This is a genomic window from Streptomyces sp. NPDC055189 (genome assembly GCF_053606765.1).
Genome location: NZ_JBSGSG010000062.1, coordinates 20,419 through 38,500, shown reverse-complemented (window position 1 = coordinate 38,500; position 18,082 = coordinate 20,419). Strand labels below are relative to the sequence as shown.

The 18,082-nt window shown below is 71.6% G+C and carries 18 protein-coding genes; 9 read left to right on the top strand and 9 right to left on the bottom strand.

From position 1 onward, the window contains the following. On the bottom strand, positions 1-936 hold the full coding sequence (gene ltnD / locus ACWFR3_RS32675) for an L-threonate dehydrogenase (RefSeq protein ID WP_453738285.1): 936 nt from the start codon (positions 934-936) through the stop codon (positions 1-3). Between the two features lie 380 nt (positions 937-1,316). Continuing rightward, positions 1,317-1,967 (bottom strand): dienelactone hydrolase family protein, encoded by a 651-nt coding sequence (locus ACWFR3_RS32670; protein ID WP_453738284.1) that lies wholly within the window; start codon positions 1,965-1,967, stop codon positions 1,317-1,319. Positions 1,968-2,457: 490 nt separating this feature from the next. On the opposite strand from ACWFR3_RS32670, the gene ACWFR3_RS32665 reads away from it, so the two are divergent. Both ACWFR3_RS32665 and ACWFR3_RS32660 read left to right on the top strand, forming a co-directional pair. Next, positions 2,458-3,129: an endonuclease gene (locus ACWFR3_RS32665; RefSeq protein WP_453738283.1), complete on the top strand. Its 672-nt coding sequence runs from the start codon at positions 2,458-2,460 to the stop codon at positions 3,127-3,129. Between the two features lie 95 nt (positions 3,130-3,224). Next, on the top strand, positions 3,225-3,884 hold the full coding sequence (locus ACWFR3_RS32660) for an HAD family hydrolase (RefSeq protein ID WP_453738282.1): 660 nt from the start codon (positions 3,225-3,227) through the stop codon (positions 3,882-3,884). A gap of 82 nt (positions 3,885-3,966) precedes the next feature. Here the strand turns inward: ACWFR3_RS32660 and ACWFR3_RS32655 are convergent, their stop codons facing one another. After that, positions 3,967-5,331: an aspartate aminotransferase family protein gene (locus ACWFR3_RS32655; RefSeq protein WP_453738281.1), complete on the bottom strand. Its 1,365-nt coding sequence runs from the start codon at positions 5,329-5,331 to the stop codon at positions 3,967-3,969. A 90-nt stretch (positions 5,332-5,421) separates the two neighbouring features. Between ACWFR3_RS32655 and ACWFR3_RS32650 the strand changes: the two genes are divergently transcribed. The 4 genes from ACWFR3_RS32650 (at position 5,422) to ACWFR3_RS32635 (ending at position 10,120) form a co-directional block, all read left to right on the top strand. Further along, positions 5,422-6,333 carry a LysR family transcriptional regulator gene (locus ACWFR3_RS32650; RefSeq protein ID WP_453738280.1) on the top strand — a complete coding sequence of 304 codons (912 nt, stop codon included), beginning with the start codon at positions 5,422-5,424 and terminating at the stop codon, positions 6,331-6,333. Positions 6,334-6,413: 80 nt separating this feature from the next. Beyond that, the gene (locus tag ACWFR3_RS32645) at positions 6,414-6,689 is read left to right on the top strand and encodes a hypothetical protein (RefSeq protein WP_453738279.1); all 276 of its coding nucleotides are present in this window, start codon (positions 6,414-6,416) and stop codon (positions 6,687-6,689) included. 93 nt (positions 6,690-6,782) lie between these two features. Beyond that, positions 6,783-6,908: a hypothetical protein gene (locus ACWFR3_RS32640; protein ID WP_453738278.1), complete on the top strand. Its 126-nt coding sequence runs from the start codon at positions 6,783-6,785 to the stop codon at positions 6,906-6,908. A gap of 56 nt (positions 6,909-6,964) precedes the next feature. Then, a complete protein-coding gene (locus ACWFR3_RS32635) occupies positions 6,965-10,120 on the top strand; it encodes an ATP-binding protein (protein WP_453738277.1) in 3,156 nt (1,051 codons plus the stop codon). A gap of 84 nt (positions 10,121-10,204) precedes the next feature. Here ACWFR3_RS32635 and ACWFR3_RS32630 read toward each other — a convergent pair whose 3' ends face one another. The 6 genes from ACWFR3_RS32630 to ACWFR3_RS32605 all read right to left on the bottom strand — a co-directional run bounded on the left by ACWFR3_RS32630 (position 10,205) and on the right by ACWFR3_RS32605 (position 16,374). Further along, complete coding sequence (locus tag ACWFR3_RS32630) at positions 10,205-10,591, bottom strand: nuclear transport factor 2 family protein (protein WP_453738276.1); 387 nt, start codon at positions 10,589-10,591, stop codon at positions 10,205-10,207. Positions 10,592-10,665: 74 nt separating this feature from the next. Further along, positions 10,666-11,418 (bottom strand): ABC transporter permease, encoded by a 753-nt coding sequence (locus ACWFR3_RS32625; RefSeq protein ID WP_453738275.1) that lies wholly within the window; start codon positions 11,416-11,418, stop codon positions 10,666-10,668. Between the two features lie 36 nt (positions 11,419-11,454). Continuing rightward, positions 11,455-12,441, bottom strand: coding sequence for an ATP-binding cassette domain-containing protein (locus tag ACWFR3_RS32620; RefSeq protein ID WP_453738274.1), 987 nt, complete (start codon positions 12,439-12,441; stop codon positions 11,455-11,457). Between the two features lie 166 nt (positions 12,442-12,607). Continuing rightward, positions 12,608-14,230, bottom strand: a complete 1,623-nt coding sequence (locus tag ACWFR3_RS32615) for a VWA domain-containing protein (RefSeq protein ID WP_453738273.1) — start codon at positions 14,228-14,230, stop codon at positions 12,608-12,610. 19 nt (positions 14,231-14,249) lie between these two features. Next, on the bottom strand, positions 14,250-15,458 hold the full coding sequence (locus tag ACWFR3_RS32610; RefSeq protein ID WP_453738309.1) for an AAA family ATPase: 1,209 nt from the start codon (positions 15,456-15,458) through the stop codon (positions 14,250-14,252). Positions 15,459-15,558: 100 nt separating this feature from the next. Beyond that, positions 15,559-16,374, bottom strand: a complete 816-nt coding sequence (locus tag ACWFR3_RS32605; RefSeq protein WP_453738272.1) for an SMI1/KNR4 family protein — start codon at positions 16,372-16,374, stop codon at positions 15,559-15,561. Positions 16,375-16,590: 216 nt separating this feature from the next. On the opposite strand from ACWFR3_RS32605, the gene ACWFR3_RS32600 reads away from it, so the two are divergent. Genes ACWFR3_RS32600 through ACWFR3_RS32590 form a run of 3 tightly spaced genes read left to right on the top strand, consistent with a single transcriptional unit; the run spans position 16,591 to position 18,036 of the window. Then, complete coding sequence (locus ACWFR3_RS32600) at positions 16,591-17,082, top strand: DUF3995 domain-containing protein (RefSeq protein WP_453738271.1); 492 nt, start codon at positions 16,591-16,593, stop codon at positions 17,080-17,082. Next, entirely contained in the window at positions 17,072-17,572 is a 501-nt protein-coding gene (locus ACWFR3_RS32595; protein WP_453738270.1) for an RNA polymerase sigma factor, read from the top strand. The genes ACWFR3_RS32600 and ACWFR3_RS32595 overlap by 11 nt, the downstream gene beginning before the upstream one ends. Continuing rightward, entirely contained in the window at positions 17,569-18,036 is a 468-nt protein-coding gene (locus ACWFR3_RS32590; RefSeq protein ID WP_453738269.1) for a hypothetical protein, read from the top strand. The genes ACWFR3_RS32595 and ACWFR3_RS32590 overlap by 4 nt, the downstream gene beginning before the upstream one ends. Positions 18,037-18,082 lie beyond the last annotated feature (46 nt).

Genomic DNA, 18,082 nt, shown 5'->3' with positions numbered 1-18,082 from the left:
TCAGAGTGCCCCCTGCTTGCTCTGTCCGGGCAGGTCGATGCCCGGGAAGATCTTGATCACCGCGCTGTCGTCCTCGCCGCCCAGACCGGAGGCCGAGGCCTGCAGGAACAACTGATGGGCGGTGGCCGCCAGGGGCAGGGGGAACTTCTCCGGCCGGGCCGCGTCGAGCACGAGACCCAGGTCCTTGACGAAGATGTCGACCGCGGACAGCGGCGTGTAGTCCCCGGCGAGGACGTGCGCCATGCGGTTCTCGAACATCCACGAATTGCCGGCGCTGTGCGTGATGACCTCATAGAGCGCCTCGGCGGGCACGCCCGCCTTGATGCCCAGCGCCATCGCCTCGGCCGCCGCGGCGATGTGCACGCCCGCGAGTAGCTGGTTGACGACCTTGACCTTGGAGCCGTTACCGGCCTCGTGGCCCAGGCGGTAGACCGTGCTGCTCATGGCCTCCAGGACCGGATCGGCGACCGCGTACGCGGTGGGGGCACCCGAGGTCATCATGGTGAGCTCGCCGCAGGCGGCCCGCGCGGCGCCACCGGAGATGGGCGCGTCAAGGTAGAGCACGCCGCGCTCGGCCAGGCGCCGTTCGAGCCCGGCGGACCAGGCGGGGTCGGCCGTGGAGCACATGACGTAGACGGCGCCCGGATGCAGGCGCCCGGCGGCGCCGTCGGTGCCGTCGGCGCCGAAGAGGACCGACTCGACCTGCGCCGCGTTGACCACGACACCCACCAGGACGTCAACGGAGGCCGCCAGCTCTCCGGCGGTCGCGAAGGCGGTGCCGCCGTCCGCGGCGAAGGCCGCGGCTACGTCCGGGCGCAGATCGTGGACACCCACGTCGAAGCCCGCGTCCCGCAGGCTGCGTGCCATGCCGAGGCCCATGGCCCCAAGACCCACCACGCCTACGCGCGGCTGCACCGGCCTGTCCCGGTCGTTCATGCCCATCCTCGTCTCGCTGTGCTGTGCCGTCCGGGGTGCCGGGACGGATCTGTGGCGACCCGGCTCCGGCCCCGACCGGTCTGAATCCGTGCGGCGATCGGGTCATATGATGACCTGAGGATGTGGGATAGCGCACTGTGATGCCGGTCACGCCCGATGGTGGTGATCGGGGTGAGGATGGCGGCCTGCCGACGCGTGGGAGGCCGGGTCGGGCGCTGCCGGGCGCTGTCGGGCGGCGAGTGCCGAAGTGCCCGTATCCGGGCGGCTGTTGACGCCTCGTCGCGTCGGGCGCGGCTGTCATGCGCCGGATACGGGTGACCCTCCGGCGGGCGTCACCGCTGCGAGGCCGGTGGGCACCCGCGACGCCCGCCGGGGAAGGCTCAGAACGGCGACTGCCCCATGCCGGCGAACCACCGGGCCGCCACGGAGGCGACCTCGTCCAGCGCCCCCGGCTCCTCGAACAAATGTGTGGCGTCGGGGATCACGCGCAGGCGGCTGAGGACACGCAGTCGATTGGCCGTTTCCCGATTGAGTCGCAGTATCTCCGTGTCGAGTCCTCCCACGAGGAGCAGGACCGGGGCGTGCACATGGCCGAGCACATGGTCGCCGGCGAGATCGGGGCGGCCGTCGGGGCAGACCACCGTGTCCACGAGGCCGGGCCTGGCGGCAGCGGCGCCGAGCGCGGCCGCCGCTCCCGTGCTCGCGCCCACCAGGCCGACCGGCAGGTCGGAGACCTGAGGGGCGAGCCAGTCGACGGATGCGGTCAGCCGGTGCGTCAGGAGCTCGACGTCGCGGTGCTGGCGCCCGGTGGCCCGGTCGGCGGCCGCTTCGTCGGCGGTGAGCAGGTCGATCAGGAGCGTCCCGAGTGCGGCTTCGTGCAGTGTGCCGGCCAGGGCCCGGCTGCGGGGGTTGTACAGGGAACTGCCGCTGCTGCGGGCGAGTACCGCGACGCCGAACACCGTGTCCGGCACGGTCAGTTCACCGATGAGTGCCCCCTCGCCGTTGGGCACGGTGACAGTCTCGGACAGCATGGGGACCTCCGAATTCCGGGTACGGGTATCGCGCCGGGTACCCCGCGCGGCTTTCACTACGCGACAGTGCCACTTGGCGCGCTCGACCCCCACCTGTATCTGGCCAACGCGCACGGGCTCGGGATGCGCGCCGGGGAAATGGCCGCGGAAATCGCCGGGGGGATGTCAGCCCGTTGCCTCGCGCCGTTGCGCCGTGCGGCAGGCGTGATGGCGCAGGATCGATTCCCGGGCCGGTGTATTCGGGGTCATGAAGAGTGGCACTCCCGGGCACCCGGATTTCACGGATGCCGCAGGCGCCGAGCGAACGCGACAGATCGGGAGAGAAGATGGCCGACCGAAGCAGCCGGGAGCCCGCCACACAGTTGGCGGAACGCCACGGTGTGGCGGACATCGGTGCGTCGCGGGGCGCGCCGGAACGCGAGCCCGGGCCGGGCGGCACCCGTCGCGGGCACCGGCCGGCCTCACCTGGCGACGACTCGCTGGCGTCGGTGTGACGGGCAAGAGCGGCCAGGGCGGACGCAAGCGGACCACGCGCGCCCTCGTCCGCGCACTGCTGGAGACCCACGGGCACACCTATGCCGAGGAGGCCGGGATCCGGCTGCGGGACACCCCGCAGCCGCTCTACCAACTCCTCGTGCTCTCCGACCTGTTGAGCGCACGCATCCGCAGCGCCATCGCCGTGGCCGCGGCGCGCGAGCTCTTCGACGCCGGGCTGCGCAATCCGCGCCACATGGCCAGGGCCTCGTGGCAGACGAGGGTCGACGCGCTCGGCCGCGGCGGCTACCGGCGCTACGACGAGCGCACCAGTACCCAGCTCGGGGAGGGCGCCGAGCTCATCCAACGGGACTACGGGGGCGACCTGCGGCGCCTGCGCGACGAAGCCGACGGCAACGAGGCGGCGCTGCGCCGGAGCCTGCGCAAGGTGCCGGGGCTCGGGCCCGTGGGCGCCGACATCTTCCTGCGCGAGGTGCAGCGGGTATGGCCACAGGTCGAGCCCTGCTTTGGTGACAAGGCCATGCAGGGAGCACGCAGGCTCGGCCTGCCGGAGGACCCGAAGAAGCTGGCGCGGCTCGCCGGCGACGCGGATCCCGCGGCCCTGGCGGCGGCGCTCATCCGGGTCGCCCTGGACAAGCGAGCGGCGGAGGAGCTCCTTGCGACGTAAGGGCCTCTGCCCGCGCACCAGAAGCCGCAGACCGGGCCTGCGGACAGTACGGCCATGACGCTGAAAATCCGCCACACACCACGAATGGAGTCCCCGTGACGCGCGCCGCCCTGTTCGACGTCGACGGAACGCTCGTCGACACCAACTACCTTCACGTCACCGCATGGTGGGAGGCATTGCGGCAGGCCGGCCACCGGGTGCCCATGCGCGCCGTGCACCACGCGATCGGCCTGGGCGGCACGGACCTGATCAAGCATGTCCTGGGCGATGAACGCGATCCGGACCAGGACGCCACCATCAGCGCCGCGCACAAGACGCTCTATGCCACCCACTTCGACCGGCTCGAAGCCTTCGAGGACGCCGGACAACTGCTGCGTTCCCTGGCGGGGGAGGGGTGGACCATCGTCCTTGCCACGTCCGCGGGCGGCGGCGAACTGGACGCTCTGAGAGCCGCCGTCGGCGCGGACGAGGTCATCACCGCGACGGCCAGCGCCGACGACGTGGAGGAGGGCAAGCCCGCGGCGGAGCCCGTCGCCCACGCCCTCGAACTGGCCGGTGCGAGCGCGCAGGGCAGTGTGTTCGTCGGTGACTCGGTTTGGGACATGCAGGCCGCACGCCGCGCGGGCGTCACGCCGCTGGCCGTGCTCAGCGGCGGCATCCCCCGCGAAGACCTCGCCCGGGCCGGGGCGGCGGAGATCTACGACGATACCGCCCACCTGCTGTCCTCACTCAAGAGCAGCGCGTTCGCCCGCTAGCCGTCCGTGCTCGTCCGCCCGGTGTTTTCGGCCTTCGGCCCGGGCGGCAGCGTGGGTTGCTTCTGATCCGCGGGCCCGCGGATCAGAGCGCGGCCGAGGCGTCGCCGATTGCCTGGTCCATGATCGACAGGCCCAGTGAAAGCTCCTCCTCGGTGGCGGTCAGCGGGGGTGCCATGCGCAGGACGCCGCCCATGCCGGGGAGCTGGACGATGTTCATGTGCAGGCCCAGTTCGAGGCAGCGGCGGGTGACCTGCGCCCCCAGTTCGTTCGAGTGCTGCTTCGTCTCGCGGTCGGCGACGAGTTCGAGGCCGGCCAGCAGGCCCCGGCCCCGGATGTCGCCGACCACATCGTGCCGCGTGGCGAGGTCCGTGAGGCCTTGGTGGAGGAACGCGCCGAGCGAGCGAGCACGCTCGTCGAGCTTGTCGCCGATCAGGACGTCCAGGACGGTGTTGCCTACCGCCGCCACCAGCGGGTCGGCGACGTGCGTGGTGAAGAACAGATAGCCGCGCTCGTACGCCTCCTGCTCGATCTCGGCGCTGGTCACCACGGCCGCCAGGGGCAGTCCCGCACCCAGGGTCTTGGACAGCGTGAGGATGTCGGGGACGACGCCGTCGCGCTCGAACGCGTACCAGGTCCCGGTGCGGCACAGGCCGGTCTGGGCCTCGTCGAGGATGAGGAGCATGCCGCGTTCGTGGCACTTGGCCTGCAGGGCCGCGAAATATCCGGCCGGGGGTTCGATGATGCCGCCCGAGCTGAGGATCGGCTCCACCAGGCACGCGGCCAGGCTGCCGGTCGACTGGGCGTCGATCAGGTCGAACGCGCAGTCCAGCTGGCGGCGCCAGTCCAGCGAGCCGTCGTCCGCGGTGAAGTCGGGCCGGTAGGAGTTCGGCACGGGGATGGCGAAGTTGCCGGGCGCACCCGGACCGTAGCCCTTGCGTCCCGCGCTGTAGGTGGCCGACGCGGCGGCCTGCGTCATGCCGTGCCAGGACCGGGCGAACGAGACGATCTCGTGCCCGCCGGTGACGAGCTTGGCCATCCGGATGGCGGCCTCGTTGGACTCGGCGCCCGTCGTCAGGAGCAGGGCCTTCTCCAGCGGCGCGGGCAGCGTCTCGGCCAGGCGCCGCGCGAGGTCGACCACCGGGCGGCTGAGCATGCCGCTGAAGAGGTGGTCGAGGGAGGCGACCTGCCGCTGGACGGTCGCGACGATCTCCGGGTGGGAGTGGCCCAGGATCGCGCTCATCTGGCCGGAGGTGAAGTCCAGGATCTTCCGGCCGTCCGCGGTGAACACGAAGCTACCGGCGGCACGCTCGATGATCTCCGGGGTGAACTCGGGTCCGTAGCGTACGAGATGCCTCTCGGCGTCGGACCAGAAGGCTTCGGCGGACGGTGAAGCGGCAGTGGATGCGGCAAGGGAAGCGCCAGTGGACGCGGCGGTGGAAGCGGTCATGCCGCCGACCGTAGGGGGCCGTCGAGCGACACGTCCATCTCACGATTCCGGCTTTCCTGTTCGGAAATTCCGCACAACAATGGGGGTGTGATGAACCCCTGGAGGCTGCGCCTGCTCAGCCAGCTGGACACGCTCGGCACGGTGCGGGCGGTGGCCCAGGCCGCCAACCTGAGCCCGTCGAGCGTCTCCCAGCAGCTGGCGGTGCTGGAGACCGAAACGCACACCCAACTGCTCGAGCGGACGGGCCGCAGAGTGCGGCTGACCCCGGCCGGGCTGATTCTCGCGCGCCGGGCACGGGCGATCCTCGACCACATGAACAGCGTGGAGACGGAGCTGCGCGGCTTCGGCGAGGAACCGGCCGGACTGGTGCGTCTGGGTGCGTTTCAGAGCGCGATCCACACCATGGCCGTCCCGGCGGTGAGCCGTCTGGCACGCGAGCATCCGCACCTCGACGTCGAACTGCTCGAACTGGAACCGCACGCGAGCATGCCCGCGCTGCGGGGCGGCGACGCGGACATCATCATCACGACCACGGACTTCGACGAGCTGCCGCTGGGGCCCGACCTCGACCTCGTGCCGCTGGCCATGGACCCGGTCCTGCTGGTGGTCCCGCCCGATCACCCCGCGGTCGGCCGTGGCGTGGTGGACCTGGCTGCCTACGCCGACGAGCCGTGGGCCTTCGACGTTCCGCAGTCGTACATGGCCAACCTCGCGTTGCGACTGTGCCGTCAGTCGGGCTTCGAGCCGCGAGTGGTATGCCGGTTCAGCAATTACATGATGAGTCTGCAGCACGTGGAGGCCGGCCTTTCGATCGCGCTGCTGCCCGGCCTCGCGGTCGACCGCCGCTACCGCGTCGCCACCAGGGAACTGGCCACTCCGGTGACCCGCACCATCACGGCGGCCATCCGCCGCGGCTCCCCGCCCCGCGCGGCCATCCGCGCCGTACTGGAGGCACTGCGGCACCACCCGGAACTTCCGTTGCCCCCTCAGGACGGTGAGTGAGGATCGGGCACGCACCCAGTCGCGCGGCGGCTGTCCGCAGGGCAGGCCGGATTGTCAGTGGCGGCTGAGAGTGTGGGTGCATGGACAGGGACGAGGAGTTGTTGCGCGGCAGGGTCTACGGCCAGGACCATGACGACCCCCGCCGGGGCCCGCAGCCGGGACGGGACTACGCCGAACTGGTCGGCGGGCCGCTGGACGGTCTGCTGCTCGACATCACCGGCTGGACGAAGGGCGAGATAGACACCGGCGTCGCGCTGCCCACGGAGTTGGGGCACTTCGGCGCCGGGGGCCGGGCGCTGTACGACCCGCGCCCCGGCGAGCGGCGGCGCTGGGACTGGGCCGGTGACACGCCCTGATGGCCGACGGGCTGAAGCCCTCGCGCCGCATGGCACCAACGGGGGCGACTCGACGGCCCCGCGCGCACGGGTGTGGCGCCCGGCCCGCTGGCAATGGCGATGGCGAGCCTGGCCTACGACTTCGGCTTCCCCGTCGCCCTGTCGCACCCGTATCTGCCCACGCGTCTGCCGCCCACGTCTCTCCTCGACCGCGAACGGATCGAGGAGATGCCCGCCTGAGCTCCCGCCCGCCCGGGGGCAGTCGGGCCGGCCGGCGTCTTGGCTAACCTGCACGGGTGACCACCGACCTGACCCTGCTGCCGCGTGTCGCCTATCGCGGGCAGGAGGTCACCGCGCCCCGGCTGCGCGGCCTTCTCGCGCTGCTCGCGGGCGAGGTGCGCACGGGCTGCAGCAGCGAGCGTCTGGTGGCGGGGCTGTGGCCGGACGCGTTGCCGGAGCGTCCGGCCAAGGCGTTGCAGGTTCTCGTCTCCAGGGCGCGGGCGCAGCTGGGCGCCGACGTCATCGCGAGCACCCCCACCGGCTACCGTCTCGCTCTGGCCGAGGAACAGATCGACAGCTCCGCCCTGCTGCTGCACGCCGCCGCGAGCGTGGGACGGGCCAGGGCCGGGGACCACACGGGAGCACTGGCCGCGGCCGAGGCCGGGCTCGCACTGTGGGAGGGCACCCGTAACGAGGGCGGCGACAGCGAGGACCTCGTAGCCGCGCTGCGCACCGAACGCGCTCCCGTGCGCGGCGCGCTCATACGCGCGCAGGCGCTCGCGCTCGCCCGCTTGGGACGGCACGCGGAGGCGGCAGGCCCGCTGGCGGTGGCCGCCGCGGAGCACCCGCGCGACGAGGAGGTACTGGCCGGGCTGTTGCGCGGCGAGGCGGCCACAGCGGGCCCCTCCGCCGCGCTGACCCGCTACGACGCCTACCGCCGCGAGCTGCGCCAGGCGCTCGGCACGGAGCCGGGCGCCGGACTCAAGGCCCTCCAGCAGGAGTTGCTGCGCGGCGAGGCACCCGTGCTCAGGCACGGCGTGCCGCACGAGCCGAACCCGCTGCTCGGCCGGGAAGAGGACATCGCCGCGGTGGAACGGCTGTTGCGCGCCTCGCGCGCCGTCACCGTCATCGGCCCGGGCGGTCTCGGCAAGACGCGTCTCGCGCACGCCGTCAGCCGCCGGGCCCAGCAGCGCGTGGTGCATTTCGTGCCGCTGGCCGCCGTCACCGCGGACCGGGACGTGGCCACGGAGGTGGCCTCCGCGCTCGGCGCGGGCGAGGGGCGACATGCCGTCGTGAGCGGACAGGGGCCGGCCGACCCGGTGGCCGCCATCCTGGGCGCGCTCGGCTCCGGACCCGCCCTGCTGGTCCTCGACAACTGCGAGCAGGTCATCCGGGGCACCGCCGGCCTCGTACAGGACCTGGTCGCCGCCTCGAAGGAGCTGCGGGTGCTCGCCACCGGCCGGGCCCCTCTCGACCTCACGTCGGAGGCCGTGTACGCGCTGCCGGAGCTGGGTCTTGCCACCTCGGTCGAGCTGTTCACGCAGCGGGCCCGGGCCGCAAGGAGCGGCGTGGAGCTGGCGCCGGATGCGGTGGAGGGGCTGTGCCGCCATCTCGACGGACTGCCGCTCGCCGTGGAGCTGGCCGCGGCCCGGGTGCGCGTCCTTTCGGTACCGGAGATCGCCCGCCGCCTCGCCGACCGGTTCGCGCTGCTGCGCGGCGGGGCACGGGACGCGCCGGAGCGCCACCGCACGCTGCACGCGGTCGTGGAGTGGAGCTGGAACCTCCTCGCGCAGGACGCCAGGGCGGCGCTGCGCATGCTGTCCGTCTTTCCCGGCGGCTTCTCCGGCGAAGCCGCCGAGCAGGTCCTCGGCGGGGAAGCACTGTTCCTCCTGGAGCAGTTGGCCGGCCAGTCGCTGCTCACCGTCGCCGATACCCCCGCCGGTGTGCGCTTCGGGATGCTGGAGACCGTACGGGAGTTCAGCGCGGCCCGCCGTGCGGAGGCCGGAGAGGAGGACGAGGCCATCGCCCAGTTCCTGTGCTGGGCACGGGACTTCGGGGTCTCCCACCACGACGTGCTCATGGGACCGAAGCCGCTGGTCGCCCGCGAGCGGATCAGGGCCGAGCAGGACAACCTCGTGGCGGCCCTGCGGCACGCCCTGGCCCGCACGGACGGCCCAGCCACCGCCGCCCTGACCGCCGTCCTCGCCGCGCTGTGGTCCACCGACTCCAACTACCCCCGCCTCGCGGCCCTCGCCACCGACACCGGACCGCTCCTTTCGCACTACCGCCCCGCCCCCGCATACGTCGAAGTCGCCCGCGCTGCAGCTGTGCTGTGTGCGGCGGGCCAATTCATGAACCTGGGCCCGCACGCCGTACGCCAACTCGTCACCCTGCGCCGGCTGCCACCGGCCCCGCCCGACACGCTGCCGCGCGCGATCGCCGTCGTACTCAGCGCCCTGCCCGCGATGCGGCCTCCGGGCTACGCCATGCTGCACACGCTGTGCGAGAGCGCGGAGCCGCTGGTCGCGGGCATCGCCGAATGCGTGGCCACCTACGTCTGGGAGTACGAGCACGACATCGACCGCGCGCTCGTCTCGGCCCGCAGGATGATCACCGCACTGGCCCCGACCGGCAATCCGTCCCTGCAGCTCATGGGCCATTCCCGGCTGAGCGAACTGAGCCTGCGCACGGGCCGGGGCCAGGACGCCTACGACAACCTCAGGGCGGCTCTGCAGACGCTGCCGCGCCTCGGCGACGAGCACGACTACATCGGTATCCGTTCGGCCCTCGTGCTGGCCTGTCTGCAGCGCGGCGACCCCGACGAGGCCGAGTCCTGGCTGCGGGAGGCCGAGGGAGACAACACCCCGCGGGACGACGCCTTCTACAGCCCCGATCTCGGCGCTCGCGCCGAGATCGCGCTCGCCCGCGGGCAGACGGAGACCGGCCTTCGCCTGTGGCGCGTTGCCCTGGAGCAGATGCCCGAGACCGGCTCGCTGCACCGCGGCGATCCCTGGCTCGACCCGTGGGCTCTCCAGGTCCAGTCGGCGGCCGTGACGGCGCACGCACACGCCGGCCGCCTCGAACTCGTCGCGGACCCGGTCGACCGGCTCCGCCGGCGGCTACGGACCCTGCTCGCCGACCCGCCTCGCTCACCCGTGGAGCTCCCGGTGTTCGGAACGGTGCTGCACGCACTCGGCATGGCGGCACTCGCCTCCGGCGACGCCACCGGCGTACGGATGATCGCGCTGGCCGAACGGCTGCGGGTGCTGCGCGAGTTCCAGCCGACGATGTCGGCGGACCGCGCCCGCCAGGCGGCGGAGCACGCCGACCGGCCGGCGTACGCCGCCGCGGTGTCGCAGTACGCCGCCCTGAAGCGGGACGAGTTGTGGAAGGGCCACATCGTCGGCCGGGGATGCTGGCCCTCGAACGCGCGGTGGGTGTCCGATCGTTGACCCGAGTCGTCGCCGGGGCGGTCGGAGGTGGCGGCGGCGCCCGTGCCCGGGAGTCCGAGCACGATTGCTGACCGGGGTTCGCGGTTACGTGCCCTCGGGCGGGAAGGGTGTGGCCTGGTGGTAGTACATCTGCCAAGCCGCGTTCGGCCCCTGCTTGCGCCACAGGGAACTGCGCCGGGCCCGGCTTTCGCCCAACGTGGTCTCGTAGGTGAGATGTACAAGGCCGGGTGCCAGCAGGACACCGGCGATGGCCGAGATCTCATAGCGCGGACCACCTTCTTGCGCACCGTCCATCTCCGGCAGCGCGGCGAGTATCTCCTCACGGGTCCACCGCCGACCCGAAGCGCCGACCTCCACGAACTCCGGATCCAGCAGCTGCCCGGCGAGCGAGCGCGAGGTACGCACCCCGGGGTCCGTCAGCCGCAGTTCGCCTGCGATCGCTTCGCGTACCGCGTCTGTCTCTTGGCTCATGCAGGCATCTTCGCCCGGGTGGCCGGCCCCTTCGCAACCGAGTTGCCACCCGCGCGGCACGGTCTGGCGATCATCTATTTCGGGTCGCGGTTGAACAACGACGTCGACCAGCGGTAGCCGAGCGCGGCCAGGCCCAGACACCAGGCGATGGTGAGCCATCCGCTGTTGCCGATCTCGGTGCCGAGGAGGAGGCCGCGCAAGGTCTCGATGGCCGGAGTGAAGGGCTGGTACTCGGCGATCGGCCGGAACCAGCCCGGCATCGCGTCGACCGGCACGAACGCGCTGGAGATGAGCGGCAGGATCATCAGCGGCAGGGCGTTGTTGCTCGCCGCCTCGGGATTCGGGCTGGAGATGCCCATCCCGACTGCGATCCAGGTGAATGCAAGGGCGACCAGCGCGAGCAGTCCGAATGCCGCAAGCCATTCCAGGACCGTGGCGCCGGTGGAGCGGAAACCGATGGCCACGGCGACGGCGCCGACGACGAGCACACTGAGGATCGCCTGCAGCACGCTTCCGATGACATGCCCGATCAGCACGGAGCCGCGGTGGATGGCCATCGTACGGAAGCGGGCGATGATGCCCTCGGTCATGTCCATGGACACGGATACCGCGGTCCCGGCCGGGGTGGCGCCGATGGTCATCAGCAGAATGCCGGGGACGAGGTAGGCGATGTAGTCGGAGCGATCGGCCGCGCCGCCTCCGATACCCGCGCTCATCACGTCGCCGAAGACGTAGACGAACAACAGCAGCAAGACGATCGGCGTCAGCAGGATGTTGAGCGTGAGGGAGGGGTAGCGGCGCGCGTGCAGGAGGTTGCGGCGCAGCATGGTGGAGGAGTCGCGTACGGCGAGGGGGGAGCGAGCTCATCGGACGGTCTCCTTGGGCTGGTCGGCGGACTGCTCGGCGGGACGGTCGGTGCCGCCGGTCAGGGCGAAGAACACGTCGTCGAGGTCGGGGGTGTGCAGGGTCAGTTCGTCGGCCTCGATGCCCGCGGAGTCCAGCCAGTCGAGGATGGCGCGCAGTTCGCGCTGGCTGCCGTTGCTGGGGATCTTCAGGGAGAGGGATTCGTCGTCGCTGGTGACCTCGCGCAGGGCCATGGTGGCCGACTGATAGGCGGCCGGGTCGGCGAAGCGCAGCCGCACGTGCCCGCCCGGGATGAGTCGCTTGAGCTCCTCGGCCGTGCCTTCGGCGGCGATCTTGCCGTCGTTCAGTACGGCGATGCGGTCGGCGAGTTCGTCGGCCTCTTCGAGGTACTGGGTGGTGAGGAAGACGGTGACGCCGCCGGTGACGAGTTCGCGGATGATGTCCCACATGTTGTGGCGGGAGCGGGGGTCGAGGCCCGTGGTGGGCTCGTCGAGGAAGATGATGCGCGGGCTGCCGACCAGGGTCATGGCAAGGTCCAGGCGGCGCTTCATGCCGCCGGAGTAGGTGACGGCGGGCTTCTTCGCGGCCTCGGTGAGGTCGAAACGCTCCAGCAAATCGGCTGCCACGCGGCGGCCTGTACGGCGGGGGAGGTGGTGCAGGTCGGCCATGAGGAGCATGTTCTCCTCGCCGGTGATCAGACCGTCGACGGCGGAGAACTGTCCGGTCACACCGATGGCGGCGCGTACGGATTGCGGGTCGGTGCCCGGGTCGTAGCCGCCGACGCGCAGGTCACCGGCGTCGGCGGCGATGAGGGTGGAGAGGATCTTTACGGCGGTGGTCTTGCCGGCGCCGTTCGGGCCGAGCAGAGCGAAGATCGAACCGGCCGGGATGTGCAGATCGATGCCGTCGAGGACTGCCCTGTCCCCGAAGGTCTTGCGCAGCCCTGTGGCCGTGATGGCGAGCGAGGGGGCGGTGGTTGTCGTCATGCCGCACAGGTTGCGGCAGCGCGCATTCAGCGGGGTTTCACGGTGGTTTCAGCACCCTGGAACCGGGCGGGGTGCGGGGGGTACGGGGGATGTGTGGGGAGGTTCGCGGCCGTTTGCCGACTGCGGACCTCATCAGGTGCCGAGCGGGAGTACCAGACGGCCCCGCTCAGATCACGCGGAAGAGGTCGGCGGCGGCGTGCACGTCGGTGAGGTCCTCGATGGAGCGCAGGTTGTCGCACAGGGCCTCCAGGACCGAGCCGGTGTCGGCGGCGCGCGGGGCGCCGATGGCCACGCCGAAGACCCGGAAGCCGGGCAGGCGCTTGTTGTCGTTCCAGCCGCGCTTCCATTCCTCGGTGACGTCGCATTCGTCGTCGGTGAGCATCACGATGTCGCCGCGCGTGCGGGCTGCGTCGTTGAACTCCTCCTTCAGCAGCTCGCCGGCCGCCGTCAGCGGCCGCTGGTAGCTGGTGCCGCCGCCGAGGAAGGTCTCGGCGAAGTCGAGGGTCCGGGTGATGCCGGCGGGCTCGTCGGCGGGGAAGCGGAAGACCTGGAGCTTGTCGGCGGCCGAGAAGAGGATGCCGACGAAGTCACGCTTGGCCTGGCGGGCCTGGTCGAGCAGCGCAAGGGCGCACGCCTTGGCCCACGCCTCGCGGGTGATCCCGCCGGGCCCTGCCACGTACATGGAATGCGAGGTGTCCACGCAGGCGATGATGGCGCCCTTGCCGGTGCTCTGCTCTCCCTGGATGTCGTAGAGCATCAGTTCCCCGGCGGCGTACCGCGCGGCGAACACCGCACGCAGCTCGGGCAGTCCGAGGTTGGCCAGCTCGGAGGGGATGACGCGGGAGAGGTCATTGCCCAGTGTGACCCCGACCAGCTCGCCGGTGGCGTTTTCCACCTTGCGGGCGCGCTCACCGACTGCCATCTGCCGGAAGCGGCCAATCAGTTCGGCCCACTGGGCGAGGCGGCCGGTGCGCAGCCGCTCGGCGAGCCGGGCCCGCTGGTCGAAGGGCATCCGCTCCAGTTCGCCGGGCCCCACGCCCCACGCCTTCATGAGCGCGGCCTCCTCGCGCACGGCCTCGGCAGCCTCGGCCGCCGCCTTCCGTGCGCCGGTACGGATGGTGGGGGCGGCGGCGGAAAGCGCCTGCGCCGCTGCCCGGGCGGCCTGCCGCGCCGCCGCCTCGCCGGATTCGGCGGCGGTGATCGCGCGGTGTACGGCGTCGGTGGCCGCGGCCGGGACAGTGCCGTCCTCACCGGCTGCGTCGGCGGCCTGCCGGAGCGCCTCGCCCACGGCGGCCGCCGCGCCTTCGGCGCCCTGCCGGACCTGCTCTGCCTGCTCGGCCCGGTCCCGGACGTCGCGCAAGCGCTCCAGCATCTCGCGCAGCGCGGTGGCCTGGGCGAGCACGGCCATGGCGGCGGCATAGGGGTCCCCGGCGGTCTCCCGGCGCAGCTCGGCGAACGCCGGTGACTCCACGAGCGCGGTGATGACCCGGTGGTTGAGCAGATGGGAGGGGGCCATGTCCGCGTGTTCGCGCAGCTGCGGGCTGACTTTGTAAGCGGCCAGGAACACGTCGGTCAGAAGCTCGCTGGCGCGGGGGTGGTGTGTGCTCAACTCCTCGGCCAGTTCGCGCAGTCCGGCCGATTGCGCGTAGGTGTCGCGCCAGGCGATGTGCTCGAACTGGTCGGCGACCACTGCCGCGGTGTGCCGCTCGGAATCGGCAGCGGACAGGCCCAGCCACTTCCCGCCCCGGCCCGCCAGCTCCTCGAGCCTGCTCGGTGATGTCTCGCCCATGGTCCTGATCCCTCGATGTTCAGAGCTGGGTCTGCACCATGCTCGCGTCCAGACCGAGAGCCTCGGTGAGCACGCGGGCGCGGACGGCACGCTGGCGTCCGGTGACACGGTCGATGGCAGCGGTGGAGCGGCCGGCCCCCGCCGCCTCCTCGCGCAGCTTCTCCAGCCGCTTGCCCGCCATGGCGAGCTTGTTGTGGGCCTGCTTGATGACCCAGTCGCTCAGCGCCTCACGGGACTGCCCCGCCATCGCGTCGAGCTGGGCCTCCAACTCCTCGATGGTGTCGGCCAGATCGAGCGCCTCCTTGGCGTCCGGATTGACCAGCTGCAGCACCTCGCGCTCCACGGTCGGACGTTCGGCGGGGGAGTCCCACAGCACATGGGTCAGCACCGACAGGTCGGTCTCCGCGACCGCCGGGCGGCCGTCGAGGTACGCGGAGGCCTGGAGCAGGCCCACCGCCTGTCGCCAGCGGCGGTCGGAGGCGACCAGTTCCTTGCGGCGCAGGGCGGCCCGCAGCGTGCACACCGCATCCACGATCACGTCGGGAACCTCCACGGCCGGGACGGCTTCGCCCACGGCGTGCTGCAGCGCGGCCAGTTCGACGGTGGTCCGGGCCGCCGGCGCCGGGCGCCCGACGGCCGAGCGGACCAGCGCGGCGAAGTTCGAGGGGTCTTCCAGGTAGCCGACCTCGATACGTACGAGGAGCCGGTCGTAGATCGCGGCCGCGTCCTCCTCGCTGGGCAGTTCATTGCTCGCCGTGATGGCCCCGATCAGCGGGCAGCGAATCGGCTCACCGCCGCTCTCGGGGTGGTAGATCCGCTCGTTGAGGTAGCCCAGGGTCTCGTTCAGCGCGGCCGTGGAGCACTTGAAGATCTCGTCGATGAACGCGACATGCGCGGTCGTGGCACGGCCGTCATAGACCTGGCGGTACTCACCGCGGGCCAGCGCGGCGACATCGATGGGGCCGAACATCTTGGTCGGCGCGGTGAACTTCGACAGGAGGATCTCCCAGTACGACGCCCCCTCGACCCTGCCCGTGAGCTCCCGGGCCATCTCGGACTTCGCGGTCCCTGGCGGGCCGAGCACCAACGAGTGCTGTCCGGCCAGCAGCGTCACCACCAACGTGCGCACCACGTCGGCCCGCTCATAGAAACGGTCCGCCAACTCGCCGCTGATCGCCCGCAGCCGCTCGGCCGTTTCCTGCGCGTCCTGTGTGGCCTGTGCGCCCATCGTCATCTTCAACTCCTCGAAACAGCCTTCGCCCGAGCAAGATAACTTGAAGACCGGGACGCCCGTCCGGGGTCTTGCTCGGAGCCGGCGAACGACGCCGTCATCCTGCGGGCCGGCGCGACCCCGTAGGCGCGTGGCTCACGAACCGGTGTGTGTCGAAATCGCGGGCCATCGAGTACGGGTGGTACGGATCGATAAGGATGCGGCAGACGAACTCCGCGGCCCGGCAGTCGAAGGCGGCATCCTCACCGTCGAAGGAGCGGACCACGACAGGCCACCGGTCCGGGTCGGCCCCGTCGGCCTTCCAGCAGTACAGATCCTCGTGCTCCGTGCCCGCCCAGACGAGCAGACCTTCCTCCATGAGACCCGCCCACGGTTCCTGGTATAGGTCCAGGTATCCGTCGAAGGCGCCCTCGCCGAACGTCTCGACCACGCGCTTGTAGTCACTGGGCAGCGCGGTACTCAGGCGCGCTGCCACCTCCGCCCAGTCCGCGTCCGGCCGCTGGGCGGGCTGCGTCCAGCCGGTGATCTGCCGCAGCCGCTCCACCCAGTCGACGTCCTCGTCCGGAGCGATCGCCAAGGAGGCCGGCAACCTCCTGCGAGCGACCGCCGGCACCGGACGCACGGCCCCCTCGGCGTCTCGCGCCGTACCCGCGCCGATCCACTGATCCCGGAACGCCCACGCCCGAATCGTCACGGCCCGGTCGGCGAAAGGGGCGAGGAGGGACGCGCCGCCGGACTCGTCGACCGTCGGATCGGTGAAGCCTTTGAGGACGAGGGTGCGTCCGGTGCCGTACCTGGCGGCGAGCAGGTCGGTCACGTCCTGCGGGTCTGCATCGCCGGGCAGGTACATGTAGACGTTCGCCGGGCCGAGTTGGGCCAGCAGATCGTCGACGGTCTCCTGCGTGAACTTCATGACGGACAGCAAAGCTCACTGCACTGACAAGGGATGCGCTCACAGATGCATCTGACGCCGATCTGTGAGGCTGTGAGGCTTTTGCGCCCGGGTTCAACGGTTGGGGCCGCCGCGACAGCTTTCGTGTCCACGCCGCGGAGATACCGGCACATCCGAGGGAACGTATGCCGCGGTCGCCGCCTCTGGTGGGTGTCGATTCCTAACGCAGGAGGCCCCATGTCCGACCGTACGGCCCAGCGAGCCGCCGCAGTGCTCGCCTCGGTGCTCACCGTGGACGCGCTGTTGCACCTCTACTGGGCGACCGGTTCCACCTGGCCGGCTGATGACGAGGCGAGGCTGTCGTACGCGGTCCTGGGCACCGATGCGCCCTTCACCCCGCCCGTCGTCCTGCCGCTCGCCGTGCTCCTGCTGACGGCTGCCGGCCTCGTCGTCGCGCAGTCCCGGCGCCCGCACCGCCTGCTCCGGCTCGGCACGCTCGCCGTAGCGGGCGGGCTGTGCCTGCGCACGCTGGCAGGCCTCTACTGGATCTTCGCGCAGGACACCGGATCCGCCTTCTACTTGCTCAACCTGGCGCTCTACACCCCGCTGTGCGCGCTGCTGTGCGCAGCCGCTCTGAGAGTTGCCCGCCACAAGGTTCCCGGCCTCCACCAGGGCACCGCCCGCACTGGGGACGCCGTGCATTGCGAAGATGCCGTACGTGTCCGATGAGGAAACGGCGCGCCGAGTGCGCGCGGCGCAGCGCGGCGACACGCTGGCCATGGCCGAGCTGATGGACGAACTCGCCCCCTATGTAGGCCGCATCTGCGGTCCCATCGCCCTGGACCAGGGCCCGGACGCCGCGCAGGAGGCGCTGGTGGCGGTGTTCCGTTCCCTGCGCAGCCTCAAGGAGCCGGCGGCCCTGCACGGCTGGGTCCGTGCCATCGCGGTGCGCGAGGCGGTCCGCCTGGCCCGGCGCTCCGCCCGCGCGATGCCCGCCGACCTGAGCGCGCTGCCCGCACGGGGAGACCCCCAACTCGCCGCCGACATCAGGGATGTATTGGAGCGGCTGTCTCCCGAGCACCGGGCGGTACTCGTCCTGCGTGACGTGGAGGGCCTGGACGAGCGGACCGCGGCCCAGCTGCTCGACATCCGCGTCGGCACCGTCAAGTCCCGGCTGCACCGGGCGCGCGACACCTTCCGGAAGGCGTGGACCTCATGAGCGGACCTGACACGACCGGCGGCTGGCCCGCCGCTGACCTGGACCCGGTGCGGCGACTGCACGTGCTTGCCGCCGCCATCCCCGGCGCATATGTCACGGAGGGCTTCGTGGCCGCACCGTGCGACCGCGTAAGGGACGTGCTGGACGATCTGGAGGGCGAGTTCGGTCGCGTCGCCCCCGACATGCGAGGGCTCAGGGTCGTACGGCGGCAGGGCACACAGGTGGAGGCGCTGGCCCGCAGCAAGTACGGGATGCGGGCCCGGTTGTACGGGCAACAGCGGCCCGGCTGGTGCTGGCTGCAGAGCCGATTCCTGCTGCTCGGCGCAGCCGCGACGCCGGACGGCGACGGCACCAGGGTGGCGTTCACCGGCGGGGTGCGGGTGCCCGGGCGTGCCGCATTGGTACCGCTGGGCGTACGACGGGAGGGGGAGCGAAGCCTGCGGCGCTTGAAAGAGGTGTTGTGACGCCGCTTGCGCAAATGGCGTTTTCTGCGGAGTAGCGCTCGATGGG